This window comes from Comamonas sp. BIGb0152 (assembly GCF_024809975.1).
In the GTDB taxonomy this organism is placed as follows: Bacteria; Pseudomonadota; Gammaproteobacteria; order Burkholderiales; family Burkholderiaceae_C; genus Comamonas.
Window position 1 is genome coordinate 62,088 of record NZ_JANUDY010000013.1, and the last position, 15,947, is coordinate 78,034.

Here is a 15,947-nt window from a genome sequence, read left to right on the forward strand (position 1 = left end):
AATTCGCAATTTACGCAAAATACAATGAGAAGACCAGCACTGAAATGGCGAATTTTTGCGAATGAAAATGCGTAATTTGCAAATATTGCGAATTTTCAGAGCCACGGGCAATCCTTCTCCCGCGAGCCCGATGACCAGAAAGACTTTGCGATGAAAAAAACCTTCATGGGTGTGAAGCTGCGCAAGCTCCGTGCAGAGCGCAACCTGTCCCAGATTGCATTGGCGCATACGCTGGGGCTGTCTCCCAGCTACCTCAACCAGCTGGAGCAAAACCAGCGGCCCCTGACGGTGTCCGTGCTGCTCAAACTCCACCGCACCCTGGGTGTCGACATCCAGCAGTTCTCGGAGGACGAGGAGACACGCTTGGTCGCTGGTCTGCGCGAAGCCCTGGCCGATTCCCCACAAGCCATTGCCTTGCCCGAACTGCAAGAAGTGGCCGCGCAGATGCCGGCGCTGGGCGCTGCTGTGGTGGCGCTCTACCGACGCCATCTGGAAACCATGGAGCGGCTCGAAGCCCTGTCGCTGCAGCTGGGCGATGACCGCGCAGGCAGCACCCGGCCTGCGGCCATGCCATTTGAAGTGGTGCGTGATTTCTTCTTCTCGCACCAGAACTACTTTGATGCGGTGGACCGCGCCGCCGAAAGCCTGGCTGCCCAGGCCCAGGCAGAGCGCCCGGGCAGGCCACTGGCCGACTGGCTACGCGAGCGCCTGGCGCTGGCGCACCAGGTGCGGGTGGAGTTTGTGGACAGCGCGGGGGCGAGCAAACGCCAGTTCGACCCCGCCTCGCGCCTGCTGCAGCTGTCCTCTGCGCTGGGCACCGCGCAGCAGGCGTTCCAGCTTGCCACCCAGCTGGCGCTGCTCGAGATCGGCGACACGCTCGACAGCCTCAGCCAGGTGCCAACACTCATCAGCGACCCCGCCGCCCGCCGGCTGGCGCGCCTGGGCCTGGCCAACTATTTTGCCGGCGCCCTGCTGCTGCCCTACGGGCCCTTTCTGCAGGCCGCCGAGGCGCTGGGTTATGACATCGACCTGCTCGGCCAGCGCTTTGCCGTGGGCTTTGAGACGGTCTGCCACCGGCTCAGCACCTTGCAGCGGCCAGGCAATCCCGGTGTGCCCTTTTTCTTTGTGCGCGTCGACCGGGCCGGCAATATCTCCAAGCGCCAGTCCGCCACACACTTTCATTTCAGCCGCACCGGCGGCACCTGCCCGCTGTGGAATGTCTACGAGGCCTTTGGCCAGCCGGGCCAGGTGCTGGCCCAGGTGGCGAGCATGCCCGATGGCCGCCGCTACCTGTGGGTTGCACGCTCGGTCTCCGGCGGGCAGCGCGGCTATGGCGCACCGCGCAAAACCTTCTCCATCGGCCTGGGCTGCGACCTGCGCCATGCGGCGCGCTTGGTGTATGCCAAGGGCATCGACCTGCAGGATCCGGCGCTGGCCACGCCGATTGGCATGGGCTGCAAGGTCTGCGAGCGCGACCACTGCCCGCAGCGCGCCTTTCCCTATCTGGGCAAAAGCCTGGCCGTCGACGAGAACGCCAGCCGCCTCACCCCCTACGGCTCGGGCGTCTAAATCTCCGCCAGCAGCTGGCCAAAACGCCGCTCGACATACTGCGCTGTCGGGCTGCGCTGCGCGCCCTGGCGCCAGAGCATGCGCACCGACAGCGGGGGCAGCGCCAGCGCCGGGCAAGGCACCTCGCGCAGCGCCTGGCGGTTGCCTTCGTAGTGCGCGATATTGACTGGCAGCACCGCCCAGCCCAGCTTGTCGGCCACCATGTCGGCAATGTTGTAGAAGCTGTCCGAACGCCACACGCGCGGGCTATAGGCGCGCTCGTGCACATCCTCGGTGTGCATCAGCAATTGCCGGTGCTGGGCCAGCTGCTGCAGGCCCACCACCCGGCCATCGGCGAGCGGGTGGTCGGTCGCCACAAACACCCCCTGGGGCACGGTGCCCAGGTGGCGCTGCTCAAAATGCTGCAGCACCGGGCCCCGGTCGATATGCAGGGCCATGCCCGCCCTGCCCTCACCCACATAGTCGGCCACCTCGCTGGCGGTGCCGTTGAGCAGCAGCAGCTCCAGGCCCGGGTACTGCTGCGCCACCTCCCGCAGCAAGCTGGCCACCGCCGTATAGGGTAGCGCCTCGTCAATCGCCAGCGACAGCTCGGCGTCCGCCCCGCCGCTCAGCGCCTGCGCGCGCTGGTCCAACTGCTCGGCCTGGCGCAGCAGCTCACGCGCTTCGAGCAGCAGCACCCGGCCCGCATCGGTGAGCTGGGCATTGCGATGCGAGCGGTCAAACAGCACCACGCCCAGGTCCACCTCCAGCATGCCTACGGCCGTGCTCACCGCCGACTGGGCCTTGCCCAGGCTGCGCGCAGCCGCAGAGAAAGAGCCGCTGTCAGCGGTGGCGACAAATTGCCGCAGTTGTTCAACCGTCCATTCCATAGCGCACTAATGTAGCTTATCCATCTAATTTATTGATGGATTCCAACTTTATCAATCTGTTTTTATGGCGCAATATCCGCCCCATGCAATCGAACCACACCACAACAACGGCCCTGAAGATGGCCTGGTGCCATGAGCCCGCGCAGGCCCCGGCCATCCTGGCACTGTTTATGGGCCAGCTCAACGCCCACTACCTGTCCCACGGCGAGCTGCAATCGCCACGCGCCATCGCACCGGGCCAATGGAGCCCCGACCTGGCCCGGCACATGGCCAGCGAGATCGAAGCGACTTTGGCCGCGTCCGAGCCGGGTGCATCGCAGCGGATCGCCACCGCCCACCAGGGCGACATGCTCGTGGGCGTGGCCTTTGTCTCGCTCGACGAGGCCCAGCGCGCGCCCACCCCGTTTGCCACCTTGGATGATCTGGTCGTGAGCCCCGTCGCACGCGGCCAGGGCCTGGGCCAGGCCTTGTTTGCCTGGGTCTGCGCCCAGCTACAGGCCCAGGGCGTGCAACGCCTGTTTCTGGAAAGCGGCATCGACAACCACGGCGCGCACCGGCTGTTTGAGCGCCTGGGCTGCCAGCCCGTGTCCGTCACCATGATCAAAGAACTGGGAGCGTAACCATGGCACTGCATTCCAGAAGATGGCTGGTGCTGGCCATTGTGTCGATGGCGCTGCTGCTGATCGTCGTCGACATGACGGTGCTCTACACCGCCCTGCCCACCCTCACCCATGACCTGGCCGCCTCCAGCTCGATGAAGCTGTGGATCGTCAACGCCTATGCGCTGGTGGTGGCGGGCCTGCTGCTCAGCACCGGCGCGCTGGGCGACCGCCTGGGCTACCGCCGCATGTTCATGCTGGGCCTGGTGGTCTTTGGCGCTGCCTCGTTGGCCGCGGCCTATGCGCCCAATGCCGGGCTGCTGATTGCCGCGCGTGCCGTGCTGGGCGTGGGGGCGGCGATCATGATGCCCGCCACCTTGGCCATCATCCGCATGAGCTTTCCCGACCAGCGCGAGCGCTCGGTGGCCATTGGTATCTGGGCCTCGGTCGCCTCGGGTGGCGCGGCACTGGGCCCGGTGGTAGGCGGCGTGCTGCTGGAGTATTTCTGGTGGGGCTCCGTCTTCCTGGTCAATGTGCCCATCGTGGCCTTGGCCTTGGTGCTCACCATCTGGCTGATTCCGGCAGACCGCATCAAAAAAGGCGCCAGCCTGCCCGGTTGGGACTACACCAGCTCGCTGCAGGCCATGGTCGCTATGGTCAGCCTGGTGCTGGCCATCAAGGAGCTGGCCAAACCCGCGCCGTCGCTGGCCTTTGCCGTGCTGATGGGCGTGCTCAGCGCCGTGGTGCTGGGGGTCTTTATCCGCCGCCAGCTGCGCAGGCCCCAGCCGCTGGTGGAGCTGCGCCTGTTCCGCATCCCCACCTTCTCGGGCGGTGTGATTGCCGCCGTGGTCGCAGCCGTGGCCTTGGTCGGGGTGGAGCTGGTGTTCAGCCAGCGCCTGCAGCTGGTGGTGGGCCTGAGCCCGCTGCAAGCAGGGCTGGCGATCTTGCCCATCCCGGTGGCGGCCTTTGTCGCCGGCCCGATTGCCGGCTGGGCGCTGTCGCGCATCGGCACGCACCGGCTGATTCTGGGCGGCCTTGTGGTCACCGCCCTGGCGCTGTGTGCATTGGCGATGAGCCTCAACACCGATGCCCATGGCCTGCAGAAAATCGCCGTGCTGGCCGTCCTGGGCCTGGGCGTGGGCGCCACCATCACCGCCGCATCCAATGCGGTGATGAACAGCGCGCCGCCCGAGCATGCAGGCATGGCCGCCTCCATCGAAGAGGTGTCCTACGAGTTTGGGGGCGTGCTGGGTGTCGCGCTGCTGGGCAGTGTGCTGTCCTGGCGCTATACCAGCAGCCTGGTGCTGCCGCCCAGCCTGCAGGCGGCCGCTGGCGCCAGCGATGGCATTGATGCGGCCCTGCTGGCAGCCGAAACACTGCCGCCGCAAGCGGCTGCGCAACTGCTCGGCCTGGCCCATGGCGCCTTTGACCAGGCCTTTATGGCGGTAATGGCCACCGCCGTGGTGCTGGTGCTGGCCTCAGCGCTAGCGGTGGTGCTGCTGCGCAGCTGGAGCCAGCGCAAGCCGGCAGGGGTGCATGGCAGCAGCGCGGTGGCCAGCGAAGGGCATTGATTTAGAAAAAGTCCTTGTCCGGCAGCGGCTCAGCATGCACTGCCAGCCGGCCCAGCGCCAAAGCCTTGTACAGCGCTGGGTTGTGCGAAGCCACGGTGCGGGCATTGCGCCAGTGGCGGTCCAGGTTTTGCGTGCGCAAGGTGGACGAGGCGCCACCCAGGTCAAACACCGCCGTGCCGGCCTGAAGCACCAGGCCATCGACGATGAACTTGGCCTTGGCGGCCAGCACCGCCGCATGGTGGGCGGCGCCCTTCAGGGCGCGGTCGCCCTCCGCCGTGGCCAGCGACGCATCCTGCGCATGGCTGGCAGCGGCCACCACCGCTTCTGCAGCAAACAGCTGGGCAGACAGATCACCGACGATTTTGAGCAACAACGGGTCTTCGGCCGGCGTATCGGCCGCCGCAAAGAAAAAGCCCTTGCGCGATCGCTTGTGCAGCATCGCAGCAGCATCGCGAACAATGGCCCGCAAGATGCCGGTGTTCACCGCCGTCAAGAACAGCTGGGGCAAGGTGCTCTTGTAAGGCCGGCTGTAGCCAGTGCCTGCGCTGTCCACGATGATCTCCTCGGGCTCCACCCGCACGTTCTCGAACAAGGTGGTGCCGCTGCCCGTCATGCGCTGGCCCATGGCATCCCAGTCATCGACCAGGTTCACACCTTCGCGCCGGGTGGGGATGATGGCGGTGACATCGCGCTCCTGCGCATCGCGCGCCCGCACGATGACGAAATCCGCATACAGGCTGCCGGTGCTGTAGAACTTGGCGCCCGTCATGCGGAAATGCGCGCCGTCGGGCACCAGGCGCGTGAAGGTCTTCTCCCCGCTTCGGGCCTGCGCCAGCTCGGTATTGGCCAGGCCAAAAATCGCCCCCTGTGCGACCTGCTCGCGCCAAAAATGCGCCTGCGCACTGACCGGGTTGCGCGCAAAGCGCTCCACAAACACAAAGTGGTTGCGCAAGATATGCGCAACGTTGGAATCGGCGGCGGCCAGCGCAATCACCTGCTCCATCAGCCCCGCAATGCTGGCCCCTGTGCCGCCCTCTGCCACTGGCAAGCGGTAGGCGCCAAACCGCTGGTCCTTCAGGGCCTGGATCTGTGCAAACGGCAGAATGCGCTTTTCCTCGCGCTCGGCTGAGCCAGCGGCGATCTCGTCAAACAGCGCTTGCCAGTCGCTGCTGGCGGTTTCACTGGTTGCGGTCTGCGCAGCAGGGGTCAGGGTCTGGGGGTAGTCGATTTTCATAAACGGTTCTGCAAAAGCGCGGGCCGGGCCCGGTGGGTATGTTGTAAGAAGGGCTCAGGCCACAGCCAGGCCCAAATTGCCGCGCAAGGTGCTGGCGGTATAGGTTTCGCGGTAGACCCCTGCCTTGCGCAGCAGCGGCACCACCTGGTCGACAAAGTCCTCCAGGCCCGAGGGCAGCACGTCGTGCATCAGATTGAAGCCATCGATGGCGCCACTGCGGAACCAGGTCAGCATGTAGTCGGCCACCTGCTCGGGCGTGCCAACGATGGTGTTGTGGTTGCTGCCGCCGCCGTTTTGCGCGCGGATCAGCTCGCGCACCGTCCAGCCATGGCTGCGCGCCTTGTCCACCACGTTCTTGGCAAAGGTGGTCATGCCGTTGTCCGGCAGTTGCAGGTCAGCGGGCAGCGGCCGGTCCAGGTCGGCATGGCCAAAGCGGGTCTGCAGCAGGTCCGACAGGTAGTTCAGCCCTTGTTCAATCGGCACCAGATCGGCCAGCGTTTTGGCGCGCTGCTGGGCAGCCTGCTCGGTGTCGCCCAGCACGGTCACTAGGCCGGGGAACACCTTGACGGCGTTGGGCGCACGCCCTAGCGCATGAAGCCTGGCATCCAGGGCCTGGCGATAGCTTTGCGCCTGCTCCAGAGACGGCGCCAAGGTAAACACCGCATCGGCATGCAGGGCGGCCAGGTCCAGGCCCGCGTCCGAGCCACCGGCCTGCACCACCAAGGGCCGGCCTTGCGGGCTGGGCGGCACATTGATGGGGCCCTCGACCGAAAAGAACTCGCCCTGGTGCGCAATGGGCCGGATTTGCGCCGGGTCAAAGTACTGGCCGGTGGCGCGGTCTGCCACAATGCCGCCCGGCCCCCAGCTGGCCCACAAATCCTTGAGCACCTGGCTGAACTCCGCCGCGCGCCGGTAGCGCTCGGCATGCGCCAGCGGCGCGCTGCGGCCAAAGTTGCGCGCGGCCTCCACATCGGCCGAGGTGACGATGTTCACCCCCGAGCGCCCGCCACTGACCAGATCGAGCGACGCAAAGCGCCGCGCGATATTGAAAGGCTCGTTGTACGACGAGGACACGGTGGCCAGCAGCCCGATATGCCGGGTCTGCGCGGCGATCAAGGTCAACAGAATGCTGGGCTCGATCGCCGGGAACGGGCGGTGCAAGCTGTTGCCGGGAAAGGCTGCGCGGTCCGAGAAAAACACCGCGTCAAAGCCGCCCCGCTCTGCGGTCTGGGCCAGGCGGACAAAGTAGTCGGGCGTCACCGGCCACAGCGGGTCGTTCTGCGGCCACAGCCAGGCGGCCGCATGGGCCCCTGCGCCGTAGATATTGAGGTTGAGGTGGAGTTGGGTGGGCTGGCTCATCGTGTTCTACGCACTGGCAATAGGCGATCAAAAAAGGGAATCCAGGCAAGCGCAAAGCGGCATCAAGCCACCCGCGCCAGCGCCGCCTGCGGTGCAGGCCGGGCCTTGAAGCGGCTGCGCGCCGGGTCGATATCGAGCATCGCGGCCAGCAGGCTGCGGGTGTAGGGGTGCTGCGGCGCGCCAAAGACCTGGTCACGCGGGCCGGCCTCCACCACCCGGCCCTTTTCCAGCACAACGATGTCGTCCGAGATCGCGTAGACGCTCTCCAGCCCGTGGGCGATAAACACCATGCTCAGCTGCAGATCTTTCTTGAGGCGTTGCAGCAGCGCCAAGATTTCGGCCTGCACCGACACATCGAGTGCGGAGACGGGCTCATCGCAGATCAGCAACTGGGGCTGCACGCTCAGCGCCCGCGCAATGCAGACGCGCTGGCGCTGGCCACCCGAGAGCTCATGGGCAAAGCGGTCCAGCGCCGAAGCCGGCAGGCCCACCATGTCCAAAAGCTGCGCAGCCTGTGCCCGCAGTTGCACCGCCGTCCAGCCCGGTTGCTCGGCCAGCGGCTCTGTAATCAGCGGGCCAATGCGCATGCGCGGGTTGAGCGAGGCATAGGGGTCCTGGAACACCATCTGGATGCTGGCAGCCGCGCGCACTGCGGGGTCGCTCAGATCGGCGCCATCAAAACCGAGGCTGCCGCCATCGGCCTGGGCCAGGCCGGCGATGATGCGCGCCAGCGACGACTTGCCACTGCCCGACTCACCCACCAGGCCCAGGGTGCGGCCCCGTTGCAAGGAGAAAGACACGCGATCCAAGGCCAGGTGCTTCTGGGGCTTGAAGTGCCAGGCGCGGGGCTGCTGGTAGTACTTGCTCACGGCATTGAGCTGCAGGATCGGCGGCGATTCTTGCGCAGCCAGCGGCTGCTGCAAGGCGGCATCTACCAGCGGCTGGCGCACCACCGCAGGAATGCGCGGCGCCAGCGCCAGCAGCTGGCGCGTATAAGGCGCTTGCGGCCGGGCAAACAGCTGTTGCACCGGGGCGGATTCGACCATCTCACCGTGGCGCATCACATGCACCTGGTCGGCCACCTGGGCGACGACCGACAGGTCGTGGGTGATGAGCAGCACGCCCACATTCGACTGCTCGGCCGTGCGCACCATCAGCTCCAGCACCTGGGCCTGCACCGTGTTGTCCAGGGCGGTGGTGGGCTCATCGGCGATCAGCAAGGCAGGCTCGCCTGCCATGGCAATGGCCAGCATCACGCGCTGGCGCATGCCGCCCGAGAGCTGGAACGGGTAATCCTGCAGCAGCTGGGCCGGCCGGGGCAGGCCCATGCGGGCCAATAAATCAATGGCTTCTGCCCGGCGCTGCTGTCGCGTCAGCTGGCGTTTGTAGTACAGCACCTCTTCGATCTGGTCGCCAATGGTCAGCACCGGGTTCAGCGACGACAGCGGCTCCTGGAACACGATGCCCACATCGGCACCGCGCAGGCTGCGCCAATCGGCGTGGCCCAGGTTGCGCAGATCGCGGCCGTTGAGGGTGGCCTCTTCCGCACTGAAGCGTGCATTGCTGGGCAGCAGGCCCAGCACGCTCAAGGCGGTCAGCGTCTTGCCCGAGCCGCTCTCGCCCACCAGGGCCACCACCTGCCGGCGCTGCACCTCCAGGTCCACACCGCGCACCAGGCGCAACGGCTCGCCACCATCGTGGGGCTGCAGGCTGACGCTGGCATTGCGGTAGCGCAGGACGCTATCCGCCAAGCCGGCCTGCAGCGCGGCGGGGCGGATGAGGGTAGCAGGCACGTGGGCAAGGGCTTGGGCAGCAGTCATGGCAGGCGTGGGTCCAGGTAGTCTCTGAGCCAATCGCCCAGCAAGATGATGCTAAAAACCGTGGCTGTCAGCGCTACGCCAGGGAAGGTACTGATCCACCAGCTGGTCGCAAGCTGCTGGCGCCCATCGGCCAGCATCTGGCCCCAGGAGATGTCGGGCGGCTGGATGCCAAAGCCCAAAAAGCTCAAGGACGATTCCGTCAGGATGACGGTGCCAATGTTCAAGGTAGCGACCACCACCAGGGCCGGCAGGATATTGGGCAGGATGTGGCGCAGCAGCAGGCGCGAGGTGCGCACACGGCTTAGCCGCGCAGCGGCCACAAACTCCAGCTCCTTGACCCTCAGCACCTCGGCCCGCGCAATGCGGGTGTAGATCACCCAGTTGGTCAGCGCGATCACCACAATCAGCGGTGCCAGGCCAGCGCCGGCCACCAAGGCCACCACCAGCATGAACAGCATGGCCGGAATCGCCAAGATCGCATCGACCACGCGCATCAGCACCTGGTCCAGCCAGCCGCCGCGCAGCCCCGCCAGCACGCCGATGGCCACGCCAATGGCGCCCGAGAGCGCGACGGCCGCCAGCCCCACCGTCACCGAGCTGCGCGCGCCATAGATGATGCGCGCCAGCATGTCGCGGCCCTGGCCGTCGGTACCCAGCGGGTAGGCCCACTGGCCCTTGCCCAGCCAAACGGGGGGCAGGTAGCGCAGCGACAGATTGCGCTTGACCGGGTCGGCCAGCGGCAGCAAGTCGGCGCCCAACGTGGTCAGCAAGATCAGCAGCAGCAAGAGGGCACCAAAGCGACCACTGCGGCTGCGCCACAAGGCGCGCGCAAAGCGCTGCAGGCTGGATGGCTGCGCCGCCACTGGCGCCCCGCCCTGCACCGCCCCGCCGGTGTTCAGAACCACGCCGCTCATAGCTTCATCCTCGGGTCAATCAACCGGTAGGCCACATCAGTGGCAAAGTTCAGCAGCAAGGTCATCACGGTGATCACCAGCACACTGATCTGGATGACGGCCATGTCCTTGGTGTTGATCGCCTGCACGATGAGCTGGCCCAGACCCGGCCAGGCGAATATGGTCTCGGTCACCAGCGCCCCGCCCAGCAGCGCCACCACATGCAGCGAGGTCATCGTCACCGTCGGGATCGCGGCATTGCGCAGCGCATGTTTACCAATCACCAGCCAGTCGGGAATGCCTTTGGCATAGGCGGTGCGGATGTAGTCCTGGCTCAAGGTTTCGAGCATGCTGGCGCGTACCAGCTTGGCCAGGTCACCGGCAAAGGCCGTGCCCAAGGTCAGTGCCGGCATCACCAGGTGCGCCCAGGTGCCGCTGCCCGATACCGGCAACCAGCGCAGGCTGACGCCAAATACCAGGATCAGCATGATGGCCACCCAGAAATTGGGCATGGCCTTGCCCAGCACCGCCACGCCGGAGACGGCATGGTCCACCCAGCTGCCGCGCCGCAAGGCAGCGGCCATGCCGGCGGGGATCGCAATCACCAGGGCTACCAGCATCGACGCCGCCGTCAGCAGCAAGGTGGCGGGCAGGCGTTCGAGCACAATCGGCAGCGCCGAGCTGCCATAGCGGTACGAGGTGCCAAAATCGCCCTGCAGCAGGTTGCGCATGTAGTTGAGGTACTGCAGGTGCACCGGCTGGTCCAGCCCCCAGGCAGCCACCATGGCCAGGCGGTCGGCCTCCGATGCTTGGTCCGGGATCATCATCACGGTCGGGTCACCGGCCAGGAAGACCAGCGCAAACACGATCAAGGTGACCGTGAACAGCACCGGCACCGCCTGAAGCAGCAGCCGCCACAAGGCCGAGAAGATCATGCGCGCCGCACTTGCTCTGCCGGGATCATCTCGTCAAAGCGGCCGGCAAACTGCACCCGCTTGTTGACGCTGTAGATGGCCTTGGGGTACAGCACGCCGATACGGGCGCGGTCCTGGGTGATGATCTCCTGCGCGCGCCAGATGATGGCCTGGCGCTCCTTCTCGCCCGTGGTGCCGGGCAGCTCGGTCGCCAGGCGCTCGAACTCGGCATTCTTCCAGTGCGGGTTGAAGCGCTTGAGCGAGCCCATGTTCAGGATGAAGGAGGCATCGGTATACGAGCCCATGCCCCAAAAGTAGATCTCACCATGCGAATCACTGCCCACGCGTGCGTTGTAGATGCTCCACTCCTGCACCTCAAGCTGCGCATTCAGGCCCACATCCTGCAGGTAGCCGACGATGGCCTCGGAGACCTCGCGGTCCTTGATATAGCGGCCGCTGGGCGAGCCAAAGCGGACCTTCGCCCCCTTGGCGCCCGCCGCCTGGATCAGCTGGCGGGCCTTGTCGGGGTTGAAGGAATTGGCCGCCGTCAGGCGCGTATTGGCGTTGGGAATCTCGGGCGGAAACAGGCCGCGCGTGGCGGTGGCATAGCCATCGGCCACCACCTCGGCCAGCTCCTGGCGGTTGATGGCCAGGTCAATCGCCTCGCGCACCCGCGCATCGTGGGTGACCACACCCGGCTCTGTGCGCAGATGCAAGCCAAAATTGCGCGCAATATTGAAGGCGACGATGCCGGTGTCGGCATTGGACTTGAGGCGGCCGATGTCTTCGGGCGGAATGTTCACCGCCAGGTCCACGCCGCCGGACAAGGCCTCGGCCACGCGCGTTGCCGTCTCGGGAATCGCGCGGATCACCACCCGCTCCCAGTGCGGCGCCCCACCCCACCACTGCGGGTTGCGCGCCAGCACCAGGCGGTCGGCCTTTTTCCACTCGACAAACTTGTAAGGCCCCGTGCCGATGGGCTTGGCAAAAAAGGCCTCTTCGCTACCTGCCGCCTTGAACGCATGCTGGGGCAGGATCGAGCCGCCATTGCCGACAAAGTTGTGCAGAAACAGCGGATCGGGCTTGCTGGTGACCAAGCGCACCCGGTGCGGACCCAGCACCTCGACCTTCTCGACCGAGCGGAACTTCTCCACCGCGCTCAGCAGCTTGGGGTTGCCCTTCATGCGCTCAACCGTGAACTTCACGTCCTCGGCGGTAAAGGGCTTGCCATCGTGCCACTGCACATCAGCGCGCAGCTCAAACACCCAGGTGCGCGGGTCTTCCTGCTTCCAGGACTGGGCCAGGCATGGCGTGAAGGCCATCTTGCCGTTCGGAAATTCCTTGTTAACCAGGTATTCGTAGAGATTGACCAGCGCCGACTGGGTGCTGTTGTTCTCGTGGTTGGCAGGGTCCAAGGACAAGATGTCGTTGCTCTGCGCAATCGTCAACGTGGTGGATCCCGCCGCAAAGGCGGCCCGCGGCAGCGCAAAGGGCAGCGCGGCCAGGCTGGCCGTGGCGGCGGCGTTTTTCAGAAAGATACGGCGGCTGGTAGACATGGGGGTGTTCGAATCAAAAAGAAAAAGGGGGAGAAGAGTCAAGCAGGAGGCGCATTGCGGGCCACGCTTGCCGCGGCCTCGGGCGCGGGGGCGGATCAGCCCAAACAGAACAGCGCGCGTTCTTGCGCATCAATCTGGGCGAGCAGGCCGGTTTCCCATGCCAGGTAGGCACGCGCTGCCGCCTTGTTGCCGCTGTGGCGGTCATGCACAAAAAACAGATAGTCGATGCGCTCGGCGTCGCTTGGCACATCGGGGCTGGCCAGCACTGGCAAGCCCGCGCGCTGCCACTGCTCGGGCCCGTCGCTCAGCAGATGCCATACGCCGCCCACATCGCGGGCAGCGGCTGCTGCCAGCGCAGGCTCGGGCGTGATGAACACGGTTGCCCGGGTCCCATCGCCGCGCTGCAGCAGCGGCCGAATGGACCAGCGCGCTCCGGCGATATGGCCAGCGCGGTAGCTGGCGCTGTCACGCAGATCGACCAGGTCATAGGCCGCCCGGTCCGCAGCCAGCGCCGCACTGCTGATGCGCGGCAAGGCCGCTTCGGCTGGTGGCGCTGCGGGAGTGGCGGGCAAGGCATCGGGCCTGGCCAGATAGGCCTTATGCCCCAGGCGCCGCAGCCAGACCGCCGTCATCGGCGCGCGCAGGCCATCGGTATCCACCAACACGATGCGCGCATGGCGCGTGCCCAGGTACTGGTCGGTGGCCTGCACCAGCTGGCCGCCGGGCGCGTGGGCGGCGCCCGCAATAGGCGCGGCGGCAAACTCTTCGGGCGAGCGCACATCCAGCAGATAGGTGGTTCTTTCGTGGTCGGCCAACCAGGCGGCCAAGGTGGCGGCATCCAGGTGTGCCGCGCCTTGCTGGGCGCTCAGTTGGGCCAGCCTCGCGGCCACTTCGGGGACGGGTGCGCGGCGGTGTTCGGGGTAGCTGCGGTTTTGGCCATGGTCCAGCGGCAGGTCGTTCAAATACCAGCCCTGGGTGCCGTTTTCCAGCGCGTAAATGGGGTTGGGCAAGCCCAGGTCGCGAAGGGTTTGCGCGCCCACAATGGAGCGCGTGCGGCCCGCGCAGTTGACGACCACCGTCGTGTCCGCATCGGCGATCAGATCGGCATGGCGCAAGGCCAGCTCGCCATTGGGGCAGCTGATGGCGCCGGGGATGCTCATCTTGTTGAACTCGGCCAGCGGCCGGCCATCGAGCACCACCAGCTTGCGGCCTGAGGCTTGCAGCTGCTGCAGTTGCTGCGCACTGATGTGTGGGGTACCCAATGCCGCTTCGGCCAGCTCACCAAAGGTTTTAGAAGGCAGGTTCACGCCTTTGAACAGCACCAGCCCTGCCCCCTGCCAGGCGGCAACGCCGCCTTCGGTGATGGACAGATCGCTGTAGCCCAGCGCCGCCAAGGCATGGGCTGCGCGCTCGGCAACGCCGTTGCCGCCATCGATCAAGAGGATCCGCGTGGATGGCCGTGGCACCAGCCTGGCAATGTCTGCCTCCAGTCGGCTGTAGGCCAGCGGAATCGCGAGAAAGGGGTGTCCCTCCCCAAATTCACCCGCTTCACGCACATCCAGAAATGCGAATTCCTTCCCATCAGCCAACAGTGCTTTGACGGACAGGGGATTGAGTACTTGCATAAAAACCATCATCTCTCGGACACAGCCCCATCCTCGATGGAGCATGGGGGAGAGCTGCGATTGTGCGCAAGGGCCAAGGCAGGGAAAACGAATTAAATCTACTTAACATATTTGCTGGGCAACTATGCAGGCCCGCTGCCCGCTGCTGCGCCAGCCTCGCCGCAGCGCCTGCTTGCCCAGCGGTTAACAACTTCTTGACGCTGGTTTTTTGATACTGCACGCCACTTTCATTCCTTGGGAATTGCGCGTGTTGAGACTTTTGAAATCCCTGCGATTGAACCCGGTACAGCTCAGCTGGGTTACCGCTCTTTTCTTCACCACCGTCGGCAATCTGGTGCTGTGGCAAAGCTTATGGGCCAAGGTCGAGGTCAACAGCCTGCACAGCCTGTTGTTCTTCCTCAGCCTGCCCGTCTTTCTTTTCTGCTTTTTGAACCTGCTCCTCGCGCCGGTGCTGGCCCTGCCCTATGTGCGCAAGCCCGTGCTGGCCATGCTGCTCATCGTCAGCGCCAGCTGCAGTTATTTCATGTACCACTACCAGGTGCTGATTGACCGCAGCATGGTCCAGAACTTTTTCGAGACCAACCAGGCCGAGCTCCAATCGTACTTTTCGGCCCCTTTGCTGCTGACCATCCTGGCACTAGGCGTGTTGCCCGCTGGTCTGCTGGTGTTGCTGCCAAGCAAAAAACTGCGCAGCCCCTGGCACACCGCGATCTGGTGGCTGTGCAATATCGCGGTCACCTCCGCGGTGCTGGCAGCCGTGGCCATGCTGTTCTACAAGGACTACGCCTCACTGCTGCGCAATCACCGGGAGATCAGAAACCAGGTGCTGTTCTTCAACTTTGTGCACAACACCAAGAGCTATCTCAAGCGCAAGCACCAGGCGCAGTCCCTGCCGCTACGGGCCGTGGCCGAAGATGCCCAGCGCATTCCGGATGCCGCGCCCCGCCGCCCCAAGCTCATCATTGCCGTCATCGGTGAGACTGCACGCGCCCAGAACTTCCAGCTCAATGGCTATCCACGTGCCACCAATCCCGAACTCTCGCAGCGCGACGACATCATCAGCTTCAAAAACGTGTCCTCCTGCGGCACATCCACCGCCGTGTCCGTGCCCTGCATGTTCTCGCGCATGGCTCGCCCACAATTCGACAACGTGCGCGCAGCGACCGAAGAGAACCTGCTGGACATCTTGCAGCGCACGGGGGTGGACATCCTCTGGCGCAACAACAACAACGGCGGCTGCAAGGGCGTGTGTACCCGCCTGCCCACCGACGACATGCCCCAGCTGAAAGTCGCCGAACTCTGCGCCAACCAGGATGGAAGCTGTTACGACGAGGTACTGCTGCATGCACTCGACACGCGCATCGACGCCATGCAAGGTGATGCGCTGGTCGTGCTGCACCAGTTGGGCAGCCATGGACCCACGTACTTTGAGCGCTACCCGGCAGACGCAAGCGTCTTTGGCCCCACCTGCAACAGCAACCAAATCCAGAAATGCAGCAACGAGGCACTGACCAACACCTACGACAACACCCTGGTCTACACCGACCGCCAGCTGAGCAACACCATCACGCTGCTGCAACGCTATTCGGACCAACGCGACGTCGCGATGGTCTACCTCTCTGACCACGGGGAGTCGCTGGGCGAGGGAGGCCTGTTCCTGCACGGCACGCCGTACCTGCTGGCACCCAAAGCGCAAACGCAGGTGCCGATGCTGATGTGGTTCTCACCGGGATTTGCACAGAATGCGCGTCTGGACCTCTCCTGCCTTCGCAAGCGTGCAGACGGCGAAGGCTTCAGCCACGACCATTTCTACCACTCGATGCTGGGGCTTTTCGATGTGCAAACCCGGGTCTACCAGTCGCAGCTCGACCTGTTTGCCCCCTGCCGGCCCATGCGCACAGCGCCGCTCAGCCTGGCTTCTTAAGCGGCCTGTGCCAG

At 65.3% G+C, this 15,947-nt stretch carries 12 protein-coding genes; 4 read left to right on the plus strand and 8 right to left on the minus strand.

Annotation, left to right across the window (positions count from 1 at the left end; all coding sequences use genetic code 11):
* Positions 1-150: 150 nt before the first annotated feature.
* A complete protein-coding gene (locus M2375_RS20885; protein WP_259170157.1) occupies positions 151-1,569 on the plus strand; it encodes a short-chain fatty acyl-CoA regulator family protein in 1,419 nt (472 codons plus the stop codon).
* Here M2375_RS20885 and M2375_RS20890 read toward each other — a convergent pair.
* The gene (locus M2375_RS20890) at positions 1,566-2,438 is read right to left on the minus strand and encodes a LysR family transcriptional regulator (RefSeq protein ID WP_259170158.1); all 873 of its coding nucleotides are present in this window, start codon (positions 2,436-2,438) and stop codon (positions 1,566-1,568) included. The two genes, M2375_RS20885 and M2375_RS20890, sit on opposite strands and share 4 nt — an antisense overlap.
* A 35-nt stretch (positions 2,439-2,473) precedes the next feature.
* Between M2375_RS20890 and M2375_RS20895 the strand changes: the two genes are divergently transcribed.
* Together M2375_RS20895 and M2375_RS20900 are read left to right on the plus strand one after the other, a co-directional pair.
* Positions 2,474-3,058 carry a GNAT family N-acetyltransferase gene (locus M2375_RS20895; protein ID WP_259170160.1) on the plus strand — a complete coding sequence of 195 codons (585 nt, stop codon included), beginning with the start codon at positions 2,474-2,476 and terminating at the stop codon, positions 3,056-3,058.
* A gap of 2 nt (positions 3,059-3,060) precedes the next feature.
* On the plus strand, positions 3,061-4,608 hold the full coding sequence (locus M2375_RS20900; protein WP_259170161.1) for an MFS transporter: 1,548 nt from the start codon (positions 3,061-3,063) through the stop codon (positions 4,606-4,608).
* A 1-nt stretch (position 4,609) separates the two neighbouring features.
* Here the strand turns inward: M2375_RS20900 and M2375_RS20905 are convergent, their stop codons facing one another.
* The 7 genes from M2375_RS20905 to M2375_RS20935 all read right to left on the minus strand — a co-directional run bounded on the left by M2375_RS20905 (position 4,610) and on the right by M2375_RS20935 (position 14,009).
* Positions 4,610-5,842 carry an acyl-CoA dehydrogenase gene (locus tag M2375_RS20905; RefSeq protein WP_259170162.1) on the minus strand — a complete coding sequence of 411 codons (1,233 nt, stop codon included), beginning with the start codon at positions 5,840-5,842 and terminating at the stop codon, positions 4,610-4,612.
* Between the two features lie 54 nt (positions 5,843-5,896).
* On the minus strand, positions 5,897-7,201 hold the full coding sequence (locus M2375_RS20910) for an LLM class flavin-dependent oxidoreductase (RefSeq protein ID WP_259170163.1): 1,305 nt from the start codon (positions 7,199-7,201) through the stop codon (positions 5,897-5,899).
* Between the two features lie 62 nt (positions 7,202-7,263).
* Positions 7,264-9,021: an ABC transporter ATP-binding protein gene (locus tag M2375_RS20915; RefSeq protein WP_259170164.1), complete on the minus strand. Its 1,758-nt coding sequence runs from the start codon at positions 9,019-9,021 to the stop codon at positions 7,264-7,266.
* Positions 9,018-9,935 (minus strand): ABC transporter permease, encoded by a 918-nt coding sequence (locus tag M2375_RS20920; RefSeq protein ID WP_259170165.1) that lies wholly within the window; start codon positions 9,933-9,935, stop codon positions 9,018-9,020. Before M2375_RS20920 ends, M2375_RS20915 begins: the two co-directional genes overlap by 4 nt.
* Complete coding sequence (locus M2375_RS20925; protein ID WP_259170166.1) at positions 9,932-10,849, minus strand: ABC transporter permease; 918 nt, start codon at positions 10,847-10,849, stop codon at positions 9,932-9,934. The genes M2375_RS20920 and M2375_RS20925 overlap by 4 nt, the downstream gene beginning before the upstream one ends.
* Entirely contained in the window at positions 10,846-12,384 is a 1,539-nt protein-coding gene (locus M2375_RS20930) for an ABC transporter substrate-binding protein (protein ID WP_259170168.1), read from the minus strand. The genes M2375_RS20925 and M2375_RS20930 overlap by 4 nt, the downstream gene beginning before the upstream one ends.
* A gap of 95 nt (positions 12,385-12,479) precedes the next feature.
* Positions 12,480-14,009 (minus strand): rhodanese-like domain-containing protein, encoded by a 1,530-nt coding sequence (locus M2375_RS20935; RefSeq protein WP_259170170.1) that lies wholly within the window; start codon positions 14,007-14,009, stop codon positions 12,480-12,482.
* Between the two features lie 259 nt (positions 14,010-14,268).
* Between M2375_RS20935 and M2375_RS20940 the strand changes: the two genes are divergently transcribed.
* On the plus strand, positions 14,269-15,933 hold the full coding sequence (locus M2375_RS20940) for a phosphoethanolamine transferase (protein WP_259170172.1): 1,665 nt from the start codon (positions 14,269-14,271) through the stop codon (positions 15,931-15,933).
* Positions 15,934-15,947: the final 14 nt, after the last annotated feature.